The sequence below is a fragment of the Stenotrophomonas sp. AG209 genome, assembly GCF_003550055.1.
Taxonomy (GTDB): domain Bacteria; phylum Pseudomonadota; class Gammaproteobacteria; order Xanthomonadales; family Xanthomonadaceae; genus Stenotrophomonas.
On record NZ_QXDB01000002.1, the window covers coordinates 388430 to 407169 of the forward strand.

The window sequence follows — 18740 nt, forward strand, 5'->3', positions numbered from 1 at the left end:
GTAGACGCGGGGCTGTCGGCTGCGTCCATCTGCATACGTATTCATGGCGCCACGCGGTAGCGCGCCTGCCGCACTGGCTTATGGTCCGGGTCTGCCAACGACGCCTTGGGAGGGGAACTGCCGATGTCACCCACTGCTGTACGCGCGGCAATCGCGCACCTGCTCGGTCTGGCCCTGCTGGTCTGGGCCACGCTGGCACAGGCCACGCCACAGGTGGCCAGCGTCGAGTCACCGGGCAAGATACTCAAGGTCAGTCTCGTGCTGGACGGCGGCACAGCCCGCTATCGCGTCGAGCGTTTCGACGAGCCCGTGGTGGAGGATTCGAAGCTCGGCTTCGCCCTGCGTGACGGCCGCCTGGACCGCGATTTCGCCCTGCTTGGCCAGCAGCGGCGCAGCGTCGATGACCGCTGGGAGCAGCCGTGGGGCGAGCGCCGGCTCACCCGCAACCACTTCAACGAGCTGACCGTACAGCTGGCCGAAACCACCGGCAGCAAGCGGCGGCTGGACGTGGTGTTCCGCGTCTACGACGATGGCGTTGGCTTCCGCTATGTGTTCCCCGAGCAGCCGAACCTGCACGAAGCGATCATCGATGACGAGCTGACCGAGTTCGCCATCGCGCAGGATTCCACCGCCTGGTGGATTCCCGCCGGCGAACCGATCCACTACGAATACCTGTACCAGCGCACGCCACTGCGCGAGGTGCCGCTGGTGCATACGCCGATGACCCTGCGCAGCCGCGATGGCCTGCACGTGGCGATCCACGAGGCCGCGCTGGTGGACTATGCCGGGATGTGGCTGCGCCGCACGGAAGGACAACGCCTGCGCGCGCAGCTGTCGCCCTCCGCCGAAGGCTGGAAGGTGCGCCGTGCCCTGCCCTTTGCCACGCCCTGGCGCACGCTGCAGATCGCCGACCGCGCCGGAGGCCTGGTCGAATCGGACCTGATCCTCAACCTCAACGAGCCCAATGCGCTGGGCGATGTGAGCTGGGTGAAGCCGGCCAAGTACCTGGGCGTGTGGTGGTCGATGCACCTGGACAATGAGAGCTGGGCGACCGGCCCGAAGCACGCGGCCACCACTGCCAGGACGAAGAAGGTGATCGACTTCGCCGCCGCACACGGCTTCCGTGGCGTACTGGTGGAAGGCTGGAACCCGGGCTGGGATGGCAACTGGGTCGGCAACGGCTACGACTTCGACTTCACGCGCGCCACGCCGGACTTCGATATCGAAGCGCTGTCAGCGTATGGCCTGAAGAAGGGCGTGCATCTGATCGGCCACCACGAGACCGGCTGTGCCATCGAGCATTACGAGGACCAGCTGGGTGCCGCACTGGACCTGTATGCGCGGCTGGGCGTGGACCAGTTCAAGACCGGCTACGTCTGCGACGACGGCCAGGTCGACCGCCTCAATCCGGCCGGTGGCCCGCTGTGGCGCGAGTGGCACGACGGCCAATTCATGGCCCGCCACCACCTGAAGGTGGTGCAGGAGGCCGCGCGCCGGCACCTGTCGGTGAACCCGCATGAGCCGATCAAGGACACCGGCCTGCGCCGCACCTACCCCAACTGGATCTCGCGCGAAGGCGCGCGCGGCATGGAGTACAACGCCTGGGGCCAGCCGCCCAACCCACCGGAGCACGAGGTCAACCTGGTGTTCACCCGCATGCTGGCCGGGCCGATGGATTACACCCCCGGCATCCTCAGCCTGAAGGGCCGCCACGGCCAGGCCATTCCCAGCACGCTGGCCCGCCAGCTGGCGCTGTACGTGGTGCTGTACAGCCCGATCCAGATGGCCGCCGACCTGCCCGAGCACTACCTGCAGCATCGCGAGGCGTTCCGCTTCATCGAGGACGTCGCGGTGGACTGGGAGCAGAGCCGGGTGCTTGATGGCGAAGTGGGCGACTACGTGACGATCGTGCGCCGCGACCGCAACAGCCGCGACTGGTTCCTTGGCAGCATCACGGATGAACACGGCCGCGTGCTGCCGGTGTCGCTGGGCTTCCTGGAGCCAGGCGTGCGCTATCGCGCCGAGATCTACCGCGATGGCGAGGGCGCGGATTTCCGCAGCAATCCGTTCGCGTTCCTGCGTGAAACCCGCGAGGTGACCAGCGCCGATGCACTGACGCTGGTGCTGGCACCAGGTGGTGGGCAGGCCATTCGTTTCACGCCGCTTTGAATGCACCGGTAGTGCCGGCCGCTGGCCGGCAACCCGGTGATCGTGATTGCCGGCCGGCGGCCGGCACTACCGCACGAGGTACTTGAAAGCGATTACAACCCTGCAAACGCCATTGAATACGTATGCAGGGTGATTCCCGCGAAGAACGCGCTGCCTACCATAGCGGCGACGACAGCGGCCACCGCGTCGCACGTCCACGGTCACGCCGGGACGTCCACGAATCGATCTGCAACATTGCCTGGGAGGGGAAAATGTTGAACCACAAGCGCAGCGCGCTGAGCATCGCGCTGGCCGTTGTCCTGGCGCCGACGCTGGCGTCGGCACAGTCCACGCAGAGCACCACCACGCCGGCCGGCACCGCCGCCACCAACCTGGATACGGTGCAGGTCACCGGCATCCGCCGCGGCATCGAGAGCGCGATCGCGGTCAAGCAGGACGCCACCTCGGTGGTCGAAGCGATTTCTGCCGAAGACATCGGCAAGCTGCCAGACGTCAGCATCGCCGAATCCATCTCGCGCCTGCCCGGCCTGGCAGCCCAGCGTGTGGCGGGCCGTGCGCAGGTGATCAGCGTGCGCGGCCTGTCGCCGGACTTCGCCACCACCCTGCTCAATGGCCGGGAAGTGGTCAGCACCGGCGACAACCGCGGCGTTGAGTTCGACCAGTACCCGTCCGAGCTGGTCAACGGCGTGACCGTGTACAAGACCCCGGATGCCGCGCTGGTCGGCCAGGGCCTGTCCGGTACCATCGACATGCAGACCGCACGCCCGCTCAGCTTCGGCGAGCGCGTGATCGCCGTCAGCGGCCGTTACCAGAAGAGTTCGCTGGGCCGCGCTGCCAACGTCGATCCGTATGGCAACCGCTTCAGTGCAAGCTACATCGACCAGTTCCTGGACAAGACCCTGGGCATCGCCATCGGCTACGCGCACAGCGACATGCCGATCCAGGAGAACCAGGTCGGCCTGTACGAGCCGTGGACCACCGAGCACACCGACAAGGGCAACCGTCCTGGCGTTGCCGCCGGCACCTACTTCTCCGATGGCATCAAGGCGCTGCGCCGCACCGGCAACAACAAGCGCGACGGCGTGATGGCCACCATCCAGTTCCGCCCGAACAACAGCTGGACCAGCACCTTCGATGCGTTCCACACCGAAGCCGAGCAGATCGACACCGCCAACCAGTTCGAGCTGAACCTCAGCAACTACAACGGCAACTACACCCCGGGCCTGCTGGTCAGCAACCCGCAGATCAACGCCAACGGCTCGTTCACCGGCGGTACCGCCAGCGGCGTGTATCCGCTGGTGCGCGGCATGTACAACAAGCGCAAGGACAAGATCGATGCGTTCGGCTGGAACAACGAGTTCAACTTCGGCGGCGTCAAGCTGGTCGCCGACCTGAACTACTCCAAGGCCACGCGCGATGAGCTGAACCTGGAAAACAACCTGCAGCTGACCCCGATGCCGCAGCTGGATACGATCGGCGTGACGATCCGCCAGGATGGGTTCTCGCAGATCAGCCCGGGGCTGAACTATTCCAACCCCGACGCCCTGTTCCTGACCAACACCATCTACGGTTCCGGCTACGGCAAGGTGCCGAAGGTGGAAGATCGCCTGAAGGGTGGCAAGCTGGCCGCCACCATCGCCCTGCCCGATGCCATCGCCTCGTGGGCGCCGGATATCGACATCGGTGTGAACTACGCCGACCGCCGCAAGGTAAAGACCCAGTCCGAAGGCAACATCCTGCTCGGCGCACAGGGCGACGCCAACATCGCCTCGGACCTGCAGTACCGCCCGGTCGACCTGGGCTTTGCCGGCCTGGGCACCATCCCGGCCTGGAACGTACCGGCCGCAGTGGGCCGCTACATGACCTTCAATCCGGTCGACAACCTGGACTACCTGATCCCCAAGTCGTGGACGGTCGAAGAGAAGATCACCACCGCCTGGGCGCGCCTGAACATCAACACCGACATCGGTGAAGTGGGCGTGCGCGGCAACATCGGCGTGCAGATGCAGCACACCGACCAGAGTTCGGATTCGCGCTACTGGGACAGCTCGCAGTCGGCCGGCAACAACGTGCAGCCGTATTCGAACGGCCGTACCTACAACGACTGGCTGCCGAGCTTGAACCTGGCCTTCATGTTCCCGCACCAGCAGACGCTGCGCTTCGCCGCCGCCAAGCAGGTCGCGCGCCCGCGCGTGGACCAGATGCGCGCCGGCCTGGAGTTCGGCGTGGACACCGGTACCGGCCGGCCGGGCGGCAGTGGCGGCAATCCGCTGCTGGACCCGTGGCGTGCCACCGCGCTGGACCTGTCCTATGAGAAGTACTTCGGCGAGAAGGCCTACGTGGCCGCCGCGATCTTCTACAAGGACCTGAAGAGCTACGTCTACACCCAGTCGGTCGACAACTACGACTTCACTTCACTGCTGGGCAGCTACGTGCCGCCGCCGGGCATGACGGCGCCGGTGCTGACCACCGGCACCTTCTCCGCGCCGCAAAACGGCAAGGGCGGCACGTTGAAGGGCCTGGAACTGACCGCATCGTTCCCGCTGGAGATGCTGACCGACAGCCTGCGTGGCTTCGGCGTGCAGGCCAGCGCGACCTTCAACAAGAGCGACATCACCATCCTGGATCCGGAGAGTGCCTCAAGCGTGGGTAGTGACCCGATCAGCCTGCCGGGCCTGTCCAAGCGCGTGTACAACTTCACCGCCTATTACGAGCGCAGTGGCTTCGAGGCACGCGTGAGCCAGCGCCGCCGTTCGGACTTCATCGGTGAGATCGGCAACTTCAACGGCAACCGCAGCCTGCGCTACGTCGTCGGCGAGAACGTGACCGATGCGCAGGTCAGCTACACCTTCAGCGACAGCAGCACCCTGCGTGGCCTGACCCTGCTGCTGCAGGGCAGCAACCTGACCAACGAGCCGTACCGCACCTACGCCGGCAGCAAGGACCGCCCGCTGGAGTACATCGAATGGGGCCGCACCTACATGCTGGGCGTGAACTACAAGTTCTGACCATGACCGGGTAGTGCCGGCCGCTGGCCGGCAACAACTCATCGGAAACCCGCTGCGCAGGCAGCGGGTTTTCTTTTGCACGAATGCACATCAACGCATGGCGTGGATCTACCCAGCGCCGCCCCAACCCGTAGATCCACGCCATGCGTGGATGCCTTTCGCCGGAAGCCCACCCACAAAAAAGGGACGGGGCGCTTCGGCCCCGTCCCCGCAAGTACCGCCACCGGAGAAAACGGTCAGCTGCGTCGGGCGCAATACACCGCACGCGGCGGCAGCTGGAGTTCATTGCCCTGCACCGTGCCCGCTTCCGGGCCCGGCACCGCCACCTGCTGCCAGTTGCCCGGCGGCAGCGGATGGCTCACCGCCTCGGCCGACAGGTTGAAGGCCAGCAGGAGGGTTTCATCTGCAAGCATACGCTCGAACAGCAGCACTGGCTCGGCACTTTCGATGAATCGGATGCTGCCATGCAGGAGCACCGGCTGGGTATGCCGCCAGGCCAGGTACGCCCGGAACGCGGCCAGGACCGAGCCTGGGTCGCGTTCCTGCACGGCTACCGCCGCGGCGCGGTGCTCGGCCGGGATCGGCAGCCACGGCTGGCCGGTGGTGAAGCCGGCCAGCGGCGCATCGGTCCACGGCAACGGGGTACGGCAGCCGTCACGGCCCTTGAAGTTCGGCCAGAAGGTGATGCCATACGGGTCCTGCAGGGCCTCGAACGGTACCTCCGCCTCGGCCAGGCCCAGCTCTTCACCCTGGTACAGGCAGACCGAGCCGCGCAGCGAGCACAGCATCGCCACCAGCATCCGCGCCAGGCGCGGGTCGGCCGGGTGGCCGCCCCAGCGGCTGACCGCCCGCTCCACGTCGTGATTCGAAACTGCCCAGCACGGCCAGCCTTCGGTCATCGCCGCTTCCAGGCGCGAGACCGTATCGCGGATGTAGGCCGCGCTGTAGTCGTCCACCAGCAGCTCGAAGCTGTAGCCCATGTGCAGGCGGCCATCGCGGGTGTACTCGGCCGTGGTGGCCAGCGAGTCCTCCGAAGAGATCTCGCCCAGGCTGACCGCCCCCGGGTACTCGTCCAGCAGCGCGCGCAGGCGCTCCAGGAACGGCAGGTTCTCCGGCTGGGTGTTGTTGTAGTAGTGGTACTGGTAGGCGTACGGATTGTCCGGGCTGAAGCCGCGCCCCACCCGCTTGTCGGCGGGCTTGGCCGGGTTGTCACGCAGCTGCGCGTCGTGGAAGCAGAAGTTGATCGCATCCAGGCGGAAACCATCCACGCCGCGGTCCAGCCAGAAGCGCACGTTGTCCAGGGTCGCCTGCTGCACGTCCGGGTGATGGAAGTTCAGGTCCGGCTGGTCGACCAGGAAGTTGTGCAGGTAGTACTGCTCGCGGCGCGGCTCCCACTGCCAGGCGCAGCCGCCGAACAGCGACAGCCAGTTGTTGGGCGGGGTGCCGTCCTCACGCGGGTCGGCCCAGACGTACCAGTCCGCCTTCGGGTTGCTGCGGTCCTGGCGGCTCTCGCGGAACCAGGCGTGCTCGATCGAGGTATGGCTCAACACCTGGTCGATCATCACCTTCAGGCCCAGGCCGTGGGCCTTGGCCAGCAGGCGGTCGAAGTCGTCCAGGCTGCCGAACAGCGGGTCGACATCGCGGTAGTCGGCGATGTCATAGCCGAAGTCGGCCATCGGCGACTTGAAGAACGGCGAGATCCAGATCGCATCCACGCCCAGCGCGGCGATGTGGTCCAGCCGCTCGATGATGCCCGGCAGGTCGCCCACCCCATCGCCGTTGGCGTCGAGGTAGCTGCGCGGGTAGATCTGGTAGATGACGGCTCCGCGCCACCATGGATAGTGCGACATCGACAGCCCCCCTCCGGGCATGCGGGACCCGCCGGCAGCGGGCCGAAATCCTGATCCGGCAAGCTTAGCGGGGGCCTCCCGGGCATGGCGCAACCTGCATACGTATTCACGCGGGCGGCCGCGCCGGCCAGGCTGGAAATGCCGCTCGGGCCGGTTTGCGCCCGAATTCACGGCCAGCGCCTATAATCGGCGGTGAGCCTGAAAGCCTGATCGCATGACCATCACCGAAGACACCCGTCCCGCCCTGGGCCTGCCCCAGATCCAGTCGCTTGCCGCGGCCGACATGGCCGCCGTCGACGCCCTGATCCGGCGCCGGCTGTCCTCGGACGTCGTGCTGATCAACCAGATCGCCGACCACATCATTTCCGCTGGCGGCAAACGCCTGCGCCCGATGCTGGTGATGCTTGCCGGCCACGCGGTCGGCCAGGCCGGCCCGGACCACCACCAGCTGGCGGCGATCATCGAATTCATCCACACCTCCACCCTGCTGCACGATGACGTGGTGGACGAATCCAGCCTGCGCCGCGGCCGCAGCACCGCCAACGCGCTGTGGGGCAACGCACCCAGCGTGCTGGTCGGCGACTTCCTGTACTCGCGCAGCTTCCAGCTGATGGTCGAGCTGGAGCGCATGTCGGTGATGCAGATCCTGGCCGATGCCACCAACCGCATCGCCGAGGGTGAAGTGCTGCAGCTGCTGCACGTGCACAACCCGGATACCGACGAAGCCGCCTACTTGCGCGTGATCGAGCGCAAGACCGCGGTGCTGTTCGCTGCCGGTACCCGCCTGGGCGCGCTGGCAAGCGGCGTGGATGAAGCCACCCAGCAGGCCCTGTTCGACTACGGCATGCACCTGGGCTACGCGTTCCAGATCGCCGACGACGTGCTGGACTACTCGGCCAACGCCGAGGAACTGGGCAAGAACCTGGGCGACGACCTCGCCGAGGGCAAGGCCACGCTGCCGCTGATCCACGCGATGGCCCACTCCGACGACGCCACCCACGAGCGCCTGCGCACCATCGTGCAGGACGGCGATGCCTCGGCGATGCCGGAAGTACTGGCCGCGATCCGCGCCACGGGCGGCCTGGAGTACAGCCGCGCGCGTGCCGAGGAATATGCCGAAGCCGCCGAGCGCGCGTTGGACGGTCTGGCCGACAACGATGCGGTTGCCGCCCTGCGTGGCCTGGCCCGTTACGCGGTGCAGCGCTCGCATTGACCGCATCCGGTAGTGCCGGCCGCTGGCCGGCATTTCCGATGACATCCGCAGCGCCATGAGGTTGCCGGCCAGCGGCCGGCACTACCGCGGCACGGATCAGCGTTTCTCGAAACGCTCCTCGAAGAACTCATCCAGCGCCTTCCACGCGCGCTTGGCCGCGCGCTCGTTGTACTGGCAGCCCGGCGGGCTGTTGGCATCGCGCTCGGCGAAGCAGTGCACCGCACCGCTGTAGTTGGTGAATTCCCAGTCGACCTTGGCGGAGTTCATTTCCTTCTGGAAACCGGCGATGTCCTCGGCGGTCACGCTCTTGTCGTCGGCGCCGTTGAGCACCAGCACCGACGGGTGGCTGCCACCGGCCTGCGCCGGCAGCGGCGAACCCAGCCCGCCGTGCAGGCTGACCACACCGGCCAGCGGCGCACCGGCACGGGCCAGCTCCAGCACCGTGGTGCCGCCGAAGCAGAAGCCCACTGCACCGATCCGGCTGGCATCGAGCGGCGCCTTGCCGGCCTGCGCCTTGAGCACGTTCACCGCTTCCAGCGCGCGGGCACGCAGCAGCGGCCGATCATTGCGCAGCTTGCTGGCCACCGGCCCGGCCTCGGCATCGGTCTTCGGCCGCACGCCCTTGCCGTACACATCGGCCACCAGCACCACATAGTCATCGCCGGCCAGCTGCTTGGCCTTCTCAACTGCCGATTCGTTCACGCCCTTCCAGTTCGGCACCATCACCAGGCCCGGGCGCTTGTCGTGCCCACCATCGTCATAGACCAGCACGCCACTGAAGGTCGTGCCCTGGTGCTTCCACTCCACCGGCTGCGTCTTCATCGCCGCCCACGCCGGCATTGCCGCCAGCCCCAGCATCACCGCCACACCGCATCGCCAACGATTCATGCGCCTGCTCCGCAAGAAAAAGGGGACGGAGGGGATTAAGCCGTATTCGCCCCTCCCGCGTCGCATTCTGCATTGGCGGCGTGACGCAGGTGTGGTTGGATACGACTTAATCCCCTCCGTCCCCTTTTTTCGCATGAATCTTGTTGATCGCTTCCTGTCTGGCCTTGTTCCGCGTCTGCCTGCCGATGATGCCGCCCAGTGGGCCTGGATCCAGGGCGCCAGCGCCGAAGACCTGCAGCGCCTGCGTGCGCAGTGGCCGCAGGTGCCGGACAGCCTGATGGAATTGTTGTCGCGCGTGGATGGCACCCATTTCCGCGAGTATCCCGGCGGTGAGGTCTGCGTGCTGATGCTGGGTTCAGATGTGGGCGATTACCCGTACTACCTGCGCTCGGTCGCGCAGATCTTCGAGGACCAGCAGCAGTGGGACGACAGCATTCGTTCCATCTACGAAGAGTGGCTGGATGACGAGCCGGACATTCTCGGCGCCGGCATCGACGCCGATCTGCCGATGAACCGCCGACTGTGTTTCTCGCACTGCATGAACAACGGCGGCACGTCGATGCTGTACCTGGATTTCGACCCGGCACCGGGCGGCACGGTCGGCCAGGTGGTGCGCTACCTGCACGATCCAGACAGCTACGTAGTCATCGCGCCCAGCTTCGATGCGTACCTGCAGCAGCTGATTGACGGCGACTACGCGTTCATCGACGAGGAACAGTAGATCCACGCCATGCGTGGATGAATTTCTCCGGAGGTTGCCGGCCAGCGGCCGGCACTACCTTCAAACGATACCCAGCCCGGGAATCGCGCTGATGCTGTCCGGGTCAAACCCGGCCAGCTCGGCGAAATGACGGCCACGCGCCACGTAGTCACGGTAAGCGCCGAAGCTCGGCGCACCCGGCGACAGCAGCACCACCCCGCCCTGCGCGCCCAACGCGGCACGTCCCAGCGCCATCGCTTCGGGCAGGTCAGCGGCTGCATGCAGGCCGAAGCGGCCGGCATCAGCCAGCGGCTGCAGCATCGCGTGGATGCGCGGGCCGTTGCTGCCCATGGTCACGATCTCCACCGGCGGCACATCGTGCGCCATGTGCTGCATGAAATCGGTCCAGTCCAGGCCACGGTCATGCCCCCCCACCAGCAGCGCGATGCGCTGGCCGGCGAAGCACTCCAGCGCGGCCAGGCTGGCATGCGGCGTGGTGCTGATCGAATCGTTGACGTAGGTCAGGCCATCGGCCACGCCGATGCGCTGCAGGCGGTTGGGCAGCGGACGGAAGTCCTGCACCGCCGGCGCAAGCGCCGCGGCATCCAGCCCCAGCGCTTCCAGCGCGGCCAGCACCGCGCACAGGTTGCCACGGTTGTGGCGGCCCGGCAGCGGCGTGTTGCGGGTATCAAACACGGCCTGCTCACCGCGATGCACGATGTCGCCGCGCATGTGCCAGCCCTGCGGCTGGTTGAACCAGACCACTTCGCTGTCGGGCAGCGACAGCGCGGCCAGGTGCGGATCGGCGGCGTTGAGCACGGCGATGCGCGGTGCGGCTTCAGTCACCAGCCGCAGCTTGTCCTCGATATAACGCTGCTCGCTGCCGTGCCAGTCCAGGTGCTCCGGGAACAGGTTCAGCACCACCGCCACCTGCGGATGGGCGCCACTGCGCGCCACTTCGCCAGTCTGGTAGCTGGACAGTTCCACCGCCCAGTACTCGGGCGCGGGCTGCGGATCCAGTACTTCCAGCAACGGCAGGCCGATGTTGCCGACCAGGCCGGTGCGGTGGCCGGCCGCACGCAGCAGGTGCGCGACCAGCGCGGTGGTGGTGCTCTTGCCCTTGGTGCCGGTCACGCACACGGTGTCGTGCACGATGCCATCGGCACCCGCATGCTCGGCAAACCACAGTGCGGTGCCACCGATGAAGGTGGTGCCCTGCCCCGCCGCCGCCAGCGCGACCGGCTGGTAGGGGCTGATGCCGGGCGATTTGATCACGACGTCGAACGCGGCCAGCGCTTCAGCGGAAGGCTCGCCACGCACGTCCAGCACGCCCTGTGTTTCCGCACGCGCGGCCTCCACTTCGGCCGCCGGGCAGAACAGGCTCAGCGGCAGCGTGGGCAGGCGCTCGCGCAGCACCGCAAACGCGGCGCGGCCCTCACGGCCCCAGCCCCACAGCGCGACGCGCTTTCCTTCAAGCTTCGAAATCTTCACGCACCCGTTCCCACAGCGCAGCCGGAACGCGGTGCTCGCCCTGCAGCTGCAGCAGCGGTGCCAGTTCCAGTTCGGCGGCATCCAGCTGCGGCTGGATCTCATTGCAGAAGCGCTTCACCAGCACGTCTTCCTTCCACTCCGGGCGCTGCGCCAGGGTCGCCATCGCCGCGCGCGATTCACGGCCTTCGCCCACGCACTCGAACGGCTTGTGGTCCTGGAACTCCAGCAGCGCGTCGAAGCCGCCGGCCTGCTCGGCATCGTCCAGCAGGTTGCGGCCGAAGATGCGCACCAGGCGCGTCTTGGGCATGAACGGGGCCAGCGCCAGGAACACGAAATGGCACTTCGGGCAGACGCCGCACCAGCGGTTCACAGGACGCTCGCCGAGGATGTGGAAGTTGCGGTTGCAGCTGGAGAAGTGCGCGTCGTAGAAATCGGTCTTGGCGAACTGGCGGGCCACCGCCAGCTCGGACATCGGGCGCAGCAGCGAGTAGTACTGCAGGTCCGCCGCCACGTGCGTCTGCACATGGCTGCCGAACGCCTGCTCGAACGCCCAGCCCTTGGACCACTGGTGGTTCACTTCGCCGGTGCCCGGAATCTGGCTGCCGTAACTGGCCGAACGCTCATTGGAGAACACCACCTGGTCCACGCCCTGCAGCAGCGCGGCCAGCACCATGATCGCCGAGTTCACCGCGGTGACCGGGATATGGCCGTTCCAGGCGCCCTGGCGGTTGAGCTCGAACAGTTCCGGCGCCAGCGCGCGACCCAGGTTCAGCGTCGGCAGGCCGGTACGCTCGGCACAGGCGCGGATCAGCTGTGAGCCACCGATCCAGGTCACCGTCTCGTCCACGCCGGCACGGCGCAGCGCTTCGATGCTGACCAGCGAATCCTTGCCGCCACCGATGGCCACCAGCGCGTGCGGCTGCAGGCCCAGCACCGGCGCCTGCACCGCGTCGCCCTGCACCGGCAGGCGGAAGCGCCCGCGCAGGTTCAGGCCGTTGCGGTACGCAAACTCACCCAGGCCGTTGAGGTAGACCGTCTCCACCAGCGCAGCGGTATCGGCATCGATGGCATAGCTGTCGATGCTGACCGTCTCCGGCACGCCCGCCTTGTAGTAGCTGACACCGGCGATCAGGTGCAGCAGCTGCAGCGCGCGCTGCACGGCGGCGCTACGCGCTTCGTCGAGCACGAACGGGGCGCCCGGCACGGTGATGGTTTCCACCATCTCCGGGCCGTCATCAAAGGCGTAAACCAGCCTGGCCACGCCGGTATCCGCGGCGAATTCGCAGCGGACGAAGCGGAAGCGGGAAACCTGGTGTTTGTCGAAAGCAGTCATGGTGTATCCGGTCAGGCACGGGCCCGCGCGATGGCGCGGGGCGTGTCGGTGGGCGGGTGCAGGGCGCGCGCGGTGGTCATTCGATCACGTCTTCGCGCGGCAGCATCCGCTGGTTGTAGGTATTGGCCATCGAATAGCCGTAGGCGCCGGCGTCGGCGATCAGCATCACATCGTCCGGCGCGGTCGACACCGGCAGCTTGCGGCGCTTGCCGAACACATCGCTGGATTCGCAGATCGGGCCGACCACGTCGAACGCGGCTTCGGCATAGCCGCCCTGGCGGCTGAGATTCTCGATGTCGTGCCAGGCGTCGTACAGGGCCGGCCGCATCAGTGCGTTCATGCCAGCATCCAGGCCAACACGGCGCACGCCATCCTTCTCCACCACTTGGGTGACATGGGTCAGCAGCACGCCGGACTCGGCCACCAGGTAGCGGCCCGGCTCGATCGCCAGCCGGAACGCCGGATGCAGCGCCTTGACCTCGGCCAGGCCCTCGGCCCAGGCGTCCAGGTCGAACGGCTCGTCTTCGTCGCTGTACGGAATCGGCAGGCCACCGCCAATATCGATGGTGTGCACGCTGCCGATGCGGCGGGCGAAGCCGGCCAGCTCATCGCACATCAGGCGCCAGTGCTGCGCGGTTTCCACGCCGCTGCCCAGGTGCGCATGCAGGCCGACCACGCGGCTGCCCAGATCGGTGGCCGCGCGCACGAACTCATCGACGCGGGCGATCGGCAGGCCGAACTTGGAGTCCTTGCCGCCGGTACGGACCTTGGCATGGTGGCCTTCGCCACGGCCCAGATCCACGCGCAGCCACAGCTCGCGGTTGCGGAACAGGTCCGGCCAACGCTGCAGTGCTTCGACATTGTCGACGGTAACGGTCACGCCCAGCGCGAACGCGGCTTCGTACTCGCTGCGCGGGCAGAAGCTGGGGGTGAACAGCACGCGCTTGGGCGACAGTTCCGGCAGGTGCTGGAACACATGCTTCAGCTCGCCGTGCGAGACGCACTCCAGGCCGAAGCCCTCGGCTTCCAGCAGCTGCAGGATGGCCGGGTGGCTGTTGGCCTTGATCGCGTAGTAACGCTGATCGATCGGCTTGATCGCTGCCAGCGCGCGGGCACGGGCGCGCACGGTCGGCAGGTGGTAGACGTAGCGCGGCGTACCGGCGTCGGCCAGCTGCAGCAGGTGCGCACGCTGGCCCCGCCACCACGGCGTGCCACGCGGGCGCACGGTGCCGGCGATCTCGCGCCAGCGCGGGCCGAACACTTCGGTTTCTTCCACCGGCATCGCACCGCTGTCGATCAGCTCGGCGTGCAGGATCGGCAGCAGGCCATCGGCATCGGCTTCGTCGATGACGAAGGTCAGGTTCAGGTCGTTGGACGACTGCGAGATCATGTGCACGCGCTCGCGGCCGAAGGTGGCCCACACGTCCGACAGCTTGTGCAGCAGCGAACGCATGCCACGGCCAACCAGGGTGATCGCCGCGCACGGCACGATCACCTTCACCTTGCAGATCTGCGACAGGTCGGCCGACAGCGCGGCCAGCACATCGGTGTTGACCAGGTTCTCGGACGGATCCAGCGACACGGTGACGTTGGTTTCGGCCGAACCGATCAGGTCGACCGACAGGCCATGCTTCTTGAACAGGTTGAACACATCGGCCAGGAAGCCGACCTGCTGCCACATGCCGATGCCTTCCATCGACACCAGCACGATGCCGTTGCGGCGGCTGATCGCCTTTACGCCCGGTACCGGTGCAGCACTGCCGTCGATGCTGGTGCCCGGCAGTTCCGGGCGCTCGGTATCGAGGATGGCCATCGGCACGCCGGCATCGCGGCACGGCTTGATCGAGCGCGGGTGCAGCACCTTGGCGCCGGTGGTGGCGATTTCCTGCGCCTCGTAATAGTCCAGGCGGGTCAGCAGGCGCGCGTCCGGCACATCCTTCGGGTTGGCACTGAACATGCCCGGCACGTCGGTCCAGATCTCCACGCGGCTGGCGCCGAGCAGCGCGCCGAAGTACGCCGCCGAGGTATCCGAGCCACCACGGCCGAGGATGGCGGTACCGCCATCGGCATGCCGCGAGATGAAACCCTGGGTGATCAGCAGGCGGGTCGGCTGCGCGCGGAAGCGCTGCATCCACTCCGCATCGGCACGCCACTGGCAGTTCACCGACAGGCGCTGCGACCAGTCGCTCTGGTTCGGCTGCGGCGGCATCGCGTCCAGCCACTGGCGGGCATCCATCCAGCCCATGTCCAGGCCCGAAGCGTGCAGATAGGCCGCGCCCAGCGTGGACGACAACAGCTCGCCCTGGCCCAGCACTTCGGCCTGCCACTGCAGCGGACGGGTGGCCGCACGCGGGTCGTCGAGCAGGCCCTGCAGCGCCGCCAGGCGCTCGGCCAGTACTTCGCGGCCCAGGCCCAGTTCGACCAGGAAGCCTTCATGGCGTTCGACCAGCGCGGCCACGCGATCACGGCTGTCCGGCGCGCCATCGGCGATCGCGGTCAGTTCGTTGGTGACCCCGGACAGCGCCGACACCACCACCAGCACGCGCGAGCCGGTCTCTTCCGCGCGTTTTTTCGCCAGCTTCCCGATCGTGTCCCAGCGGTGACGACGCGACACCGAAGTGCCGCCGAACTTCAGTACGATCCAACGATCGACAAGGGGGGAAGCTGACATGGATTGGCTATGTAGAATGTGGGGAAGCCGCCCCTGGGGGCGGAACCTTTGATTCTAAGCGCAATATCCCCGTAGATGGCCGTCCTTCGTTACCTGCAGCTCGATGTCTTCGCCCCCCGCCCCGGCACCGGCAATCCGCTGGGCGCCCTCCTGGATGCCGACGACCTCTCCGGCGAGCAGATGCAGGCCCTGGCCGCCTGGCTGAACCTGTCCGAGACGGTGTTCTTCCTGCGCTCCAGCGCGCCCGGCGCCGATTACCACATCCGCATTTTCACCCCGACCCGCGAGCTGGCCTTCGCCGGCCACCCCAGTGTCGGCGCGGCCTGGGCGGCGGTGAGCTGCGGCCTGGCCCAGCCTCGCGACGGCGCCCTGCTGCAGCAGTGCGCGGCGGGGTTGCTGCCGGTGCGGGTGAGCGGCCCAGCCGAGGCGCTGGAGATCCAGCTGGCCAGCCCAGCGGCGCGGCAACTGGACACAGCCGCGGACGGAGCGCCCGAAGCGCTGCTGGCCCTCGCCGCCAACGGGCACGTGCCCGAACTCTGGGACAACGGCGCACGCTGGTGGCTGCTGCCGATGCGCGACGCCGCCGCCGTGCGCAACCTGGCGCCGGACATGGCCGCGCTGGCCGACTGGAGCCTTGCCACCGATGCCACCGGCGTGGCCGTATTCGCCGACGAGGCCGGCAGCGACCACACGCGTGTGGTGCGCGCCTTCTGCCCCGCCGATGCGGCCAGCGTGCCGGAAGATCCGGTCACCGGCAGCGCCAATGCCCTGATCGGTGCCTGGCTGCGGCAGCGCAACGCCCTGCCCGGCCGCGAGGGCCACTACGTGGCCAGCCAGGGCCGCGAAGTCGGCCGCGATGGCCGCGTGCAGGTGCAGGTCGACGCGCAGGGCACGGTCTGGATCGGCGGCCAGGTGCAGCCGGTCATCGACGGCCACATCCGCTGGTAGCGCACGAAACAAAGGGGACGGAGGGAATTAAGTCGCTTATGGCACATGGGGCACAAGCGACCTAGTTCCCTCCGTCCCCTTTTTTTTGCCCCGCGCTACGCTATGCCGCCTGTTTACTGGAGTCCTGCCTGATGTCCACCCGCCGTTTCCTGCAGCTGGATGTGTTCTCCCCGCGCGCCGGCGCTGGCAATCCGCTGGCCGTGGTGCTTGATGCCGAAGGCCTGGACGATGCCAGCATGCAGGCCATTGCGCGCTGGACGCGCCTGCCCGAGACCACCTTCGTGTTCCCGCCGCAGGTCGCAGGCGCCAGCTACCGGCTGCGCATGTTCAGTCCGCAGAAGGAAGTTCCGTTCGCCGGCCATCCCAGCGTCGGTACCGCACATGCGGTGCTGCAGGCGGGCCTGGCCGCGCCGGTCGATGGCGTGCTGGTGCAGGATGGCATTGCAGGTGCGCTGCCGCTGCGCGTCAGCGGTGAGGGCGCGCAGCGGCGTATCGCCATCCGCACCCCGCGCGCGCAGCTGGCCGAGACCGTCGAGGCCACCGATCCTCGCCTGCAGGCCGTACTGAAGGGCTGGCCGCTGGGCTCGCTGCCGCCGTCACGCATGCAGGGCGGGCGCAGCTGGTGGGTGGTGCAGGTGGCCGATGAAGCGGCACTGCGCGCCCTGCGCCCGGACTGGGACGCGGTCGCGGCTCTGGCCGAATCCACCGACAGCATGGGCGTGTTTGCCTACGCCTTCAGCGATGGCAGCGAGGGCTTCGATCTGGCGGTGCGCGCCTTTGTCGGCAATGGCCGCCGCTTCGAGGACGCCGCCTCCGGTGCTGCCAATGCGGTGCTGGCCGCATGGCTGGACCTGCGCGACGCCCTGCCCCGAGGCCGTGCACCGTTCGAAGTCAGCCAGGGCCGCGAAGTCGGCCACGACGCGCGCCTGACCCTGCGGGTCGATGAAGACGGCGAGGTCTGGTCGGGCGGCCAGGTGCAGACGGTGATCAGCGGCACCATCGATTGGTGATTGCTGCTGGAGGGTAGAGCCGAAGGCAGCGGCAGGAGCCGCTGCCAACGTCGCGCGCGGCGGCCGAGGGGGGGCGGTCAGGAAGGCCGCGATAACGCTGGCTGGCTGCCACCTGGACACTGGCATCATGCGGTTGCCGGCCAGCGGCCGGCACTACCGTGACCATCCCGGCCCGCGATTTCTCAGCCCAGTTCGGCTTCCAGGCTGATCGGCACCGCGCTCAGCGCCTTGGAGACCGGGCAGTTCTGCTTGGCGTCATCGGCAATGGCACGGAACTGTGCGGCGTCGATGCCCGGCACCACGGCCTTCACCTTCAGCCGGATCTGCGACAGCTGCGGGCCGCCCTCCAGGGACAGATCGACCTTGGCCTCGGTATCCAGCGAGGTCGGGGTGAAGCCGGCCTCACCAAGCTTGGCCGACAGCGCCATGGTGAAACAGCCGGCGTGCGCGGCAGCGATCAGCTCCTCCGGATTGGTGCCTTTCTCGTCGCCGAAGCGGCTGTTGAATCCGTAGCGGGTCTTGTCCAGCAGCCCGCTCTGCGGCGTGCTCAACTGTCCCTTGCCCGACTTCAGATCGCCTTCCCAGTGCGCGGTGGCGTGTCGCGAGATTCCCATGTGCTGCTCCTGCGTGGCGGTGATGAAGGGTCACCCTCGCACGGGACGCGTTAGCCCTGCGTCGCTCCGCCGCATGCCGCGCGTCCGCCGGAAACCGGACAACTGGTCACTTCTTCGCCAGGCCGGCACGCATTTTCCCCTTGTTTTCAGTGGTTTCGCGCATTCCACCGATGGGCCGGCGCCGGCCATCGCGTGCGCTGCCACACCCCCTTTCCCCACTACCGGCCATGTACTGAATCGGCCTGGATATGAAAAAACATGCACTTTCCGCGCTTCGGGCTATTGGCGGCGCCCGAGAGTTGCCCTACATTGCGCTTGCCGACGGGGTTCGGCGCCGACCAAACAACCAACCGTTCACGGAACAGGAAACCATGGCAAAGACCGCTAAGAAGGCTGCCCCGAAGAAGGCAGTGAAGAAAGTCGCGACGAAGGCAGCCGCCAAGCCGGCCGCTCCGAAGCCGATCAAGGAAGTGCTGACCAAGTCCGGCCTGGTTGCACACATCGCTGAAGCCTCCGGCGTCATCGCCAAGGACGTCCGCGCTGTGCTGGCCTCGCTGGAAAGCGCCGTCGCCTCCTCGGTGCACAAGAAGGGCGCTGGCTCGTTCACCCTGCCGGGCCTGCTGAAGATCACCACCGTCAATGTGCCGGCCAAGCCGAAGCGCAAGGGCATCAACCCGTTCACCAAGGAAGAGCAGTGGTTCGCTGCCAAGCCGGCCACCACCAAGCTGAAGGTGCGTCCGCTGAAGAAGCTGAAGGACGCCGCGCTGTAAGCGCGCGCCCCAACGCGGATTCCGACGGGACGGCTCTGGCCGTCCCGTTTTTTTGTACGGACCACACCCCCGCAA

13 protein-coding genes are annotated in these 18740 nt (G+C 67.4%); 7 read left to right on the forward strand and 6 right to left on the reverse strand.

What is annotated here, in order from left to right; all coding sequences use genetic code 11:
* Window positions 1–117 precede the first annotated feature (117 nt).
* Both DFO63_RS13370 and DFO63_RS13375 read left to right on the forward strand, forming a co-directional pair.
* Window positions 118–2169: a glycoside hydrolase family 97 protein gene (locus DFO63_RS13370; protein ID WP_182474430.1), complete on the forward strand. Its 2052-nt coding sequence runs from the start codon at window positions 118–120 to the stop codon at window positions 2167–2169.
* A 251-nt stretch (window positions 2170–2420) separates the two neighbouring features.
* Window positions 2421–5177 (forward strand): TonB-dependent receptor, encoded by a 2757-nt coding sequence (locus tag DFO63_RS13375; protein WP_182474424.1) that lies wholly within the window; start codon window positions 2421–2423, stop codon window positions 5175–5177.
* 236 nt (window positions 5178–5413) lie between these two features.
* Here the strand turns inward: DFO63_RS13375 and DFO63_RS13380 are convergent, their stop codons facing one another.
* Complete coding sequence (locus DFO63_RS13380; RefSeq protein WP_049443872.1) at window positions 5414–7027, reverse strand: alpha-glucosidase family protein; 1614 nt, start codon at window positions 7025–7027, stop codon at window positions 5414–5416.
* 214 nt (window positions 7028–7241) lie between these two features.
* On the opposite strand from DFO63_RS13380, the gene DFO63_RS13385 reads away from it, so the two are divergent.
* A complete protein-coding gene (locus tag DFO63_RS13385) occupies window positions 7242–8240 on the forward strand; it encodes a polyprenyl synthetase family protein (protein WP_119007181.1) in 999 nt (332 codons plus the stop codon).
* Between the two features lie 96 nt (window positions 8241–8336).
* Here the strand turns inward: DFO63_RS13385 and DFO63_RS13390 are convergent, their stop codons facing one another.
* Window positions 8337–9128, reverse strand: a complete 792-nt coding sequence (locus DFO63_RS13390; protein ID WP_049443876.1) for a dienelactone hydrolase family protein — start codon at window positions 9126–9128, stop codon at window positions 8337–8339.
* A gap of 133 nt (window positions 9129–9261) precedes the next feature.
* Here DFO63_RS13390 and DFO63_RS13395 point away from each other — a divergent pair, with 133 nt between their 5' ends.
* Complete coding sequence (locus tag DFO63_RS13395; protein WP_049443878.1) at window positions 9262–9849, forward strand: SMI1/KNR4 family protein; 588 nt, start codon at window positions 9262–9264, stop codon at window positions 9847–9849.
* A gap of 60 nt (window positions 9850–9909) precedes the next feature.
* Here the strand turns inward: DFO63_RS13395 and murD are convergent, their stop codons facing one another.
* The 3 genes from murD to DFO63_RS13410 all read right to left on the reverse strand — a co-directional run bounded on the left by murD (window position 9910) and on the right by DFO63_RS13410 (window position 15323).
* Window positions 9910–11319 (reverse strand): UDP-N-acetylmuramoyl-L-alanine--D-glutamate ligase, encoded by a 1410-nt coding sequence (gene murD / locus DFO63_RS13400; RefSeq protein ID WP_119007182.1) that lies wholly within the window; start codon window positions 11317–11319, stop codon window positions 9910–9912.
* Window positions 11300–12652: a UDP-N-acetyl-alpha-D-muramoyl-L-alanyl-L-glutamate epimerase gene (gene murL, locus DFO63_RS13405; RefSeq protein ID WP_049447216.1), complete on the reverse strand. Its 1353-nt coding sequence runs from the start codon at window positions 12650–12652 to the stop codon at window positions 11300–11302. Before murL ends, murD begins: the two co-directional genes overlap by 20 nt.
* A gap of 76 nt (window positions 12653–12728) precedes the next feature.
* Window positions 12729–15323: a bifunctional aspartate kinase/diaminopimelate decarboxylase gene (locus DFO63_RS13410; protein WP_049447218.1), complete on the reverse strand. Its 2595-nt coding sequence runs from the start codon at window positions 15321–15323 to the stop codon at window positions 12729–12731.
* 75 nt (window positions 15324–15398) lie between these two features.
* Between DFO63_RS13410 and DFO63_RS13415 the strand changes: the two genes are divergently transcribed.
* Window positions 15399–16271 carry a PhzF family phenazine biosynthesis protein gene (locus DFO63_RS13415; protein WP_049447220.1) on the forward strand — a complete coding sequence of 291 codons (873 nt, stop codon included), beginning with the start codon at window positions 15399–15401 and terminating at the stop codon, window positions 16269–16271.
* Between the two features lie 131 nt (window positions 16272–16402).
* Window positions 16403–17281 carry a PhzF family phenazine biosynthesis protein gene (locus DFO63_RS13420; protein ID WP_119007183.1) on the forward strand — a complete coding sequence of 293 codons (879 nt, stop codon included), beginning with the start codon at window positions 16403–16405 and terminating at the stop codon, window positions 17279–17281.
* A 182-nt stretch (window positions 17282–17463) separates the two neighbouring features.
* Here the strand turns inward: DFO63_RS13420 and DFO63_RS13425 are convergent, their stop codons facing one another.
* On the reverse strand, window positions 17464–17895 hold the full coding sequence (locus DFO63_RS13425) for an OsmC family protein (RefSeq protein WP_014646276.1): 432 nt from the start codon (window positions 17893–17895) through the stop codon (window positions 17464–17466).
* A gap of 371 nt (window positions 17896–18266) precedes the next feature.
* Here DFO63_RS13425 and DFO63_RS13430 point away from each other — a divergent pair, with 371 nt between their 5' ends.
* Entirely contained in the window at window positions 18267–18665 is a 399-nt protein-coding gene (locus DFO63_RS13430) for an HU family DNA-binding protein (RefSeq protein ID WP_010483539.1), read from the forward strand.
* Window positions 18666–18740: the final 75 nt, after the last annotated feature.

Excerpts from the sequence above, each read along its gene's own strand:
- DFO63_RS13375 (WP_182474424.1), top strand. The coding sequence starts at position 2,421 with ATGTTGAACCACAAGCGCAGCGCGCTGAGCATCGCGCTGGCCGTTGTC.
- DFO63_RS13380 (WP_049443872.1), bottom strand. The coding sequence starts at position 7,027 with ATGTCGCACTATCCATGGTGGCGCGGAGCCGTCATCTACCAGATCTAC.
- DFO63_RS13385 (WP_119007181.1), top strand. The coding sequence starts at position 7,242 with ATGACCATCACCGAAGACACCCGTCCCGCCCTGGGCCTGCCCCAGATC.
- DFO63_RS13390 (WP_049443876.1), bottom strand. The coding sequence starts at position 9,128 with ATGAATCGTTGGCGATGCGGTGTGGCGGTGATGCTGGGGCTGGCGGCA.
- DFO63_RS13395 (WP_049443878.1), top strand. The coding sequence starts at position 9,262 with ATGAATCTTGTTGATCGCTTCCTGTCTGGCCTTGTTCCGCGTCTGCCT.
- murL (WP_049447216.1), bottom strand. The coding sequence starts at position 12,652 with ATGACTGCTTTCGACAAACACCAGGTTTCCCGCTTCCGCTTCGTCCGC.
- DFO63_RS13410 (WP_049447218.1), bottom strand. The coding sequence starts at position 15,323 with ATGTCAGCTTCCCCCCTTGTCGATCGTTGGATCGTACTGAAGTTCGGC.
- DFO63_RS13415 (WP_049447220.1), top strand. The coding sequence starts at position 15,399 with ATGGCCGTCCTTCGTTACCTGCAGCTCGATGTCTTCGCCCCCCGCCCC.
- DFO63_RS13420 (WP_119007183.1), top strand. The coding sequence starts at position 16,403 with ATGTCCACCCGCCGTTTCCTGCAGCTGGATGTGTTCTCCCCGCGCGCC.
- DFO63_RS13425 (WP_014646276.1), bottom strand. The coding sequence starts at position 17,895 with ATGGGAATCTCGCGACACGCCACCGCGCACTGGGAAGGCGATCTGAAG.
- DFO63_RS13430 (WP_010483539.1), top strand. The coding sequence starts at position 18,267 with ATGGCAAAGACCGCTAAGAAGGCTGCCCCGAAGAAGGCAGTGAAGAAA.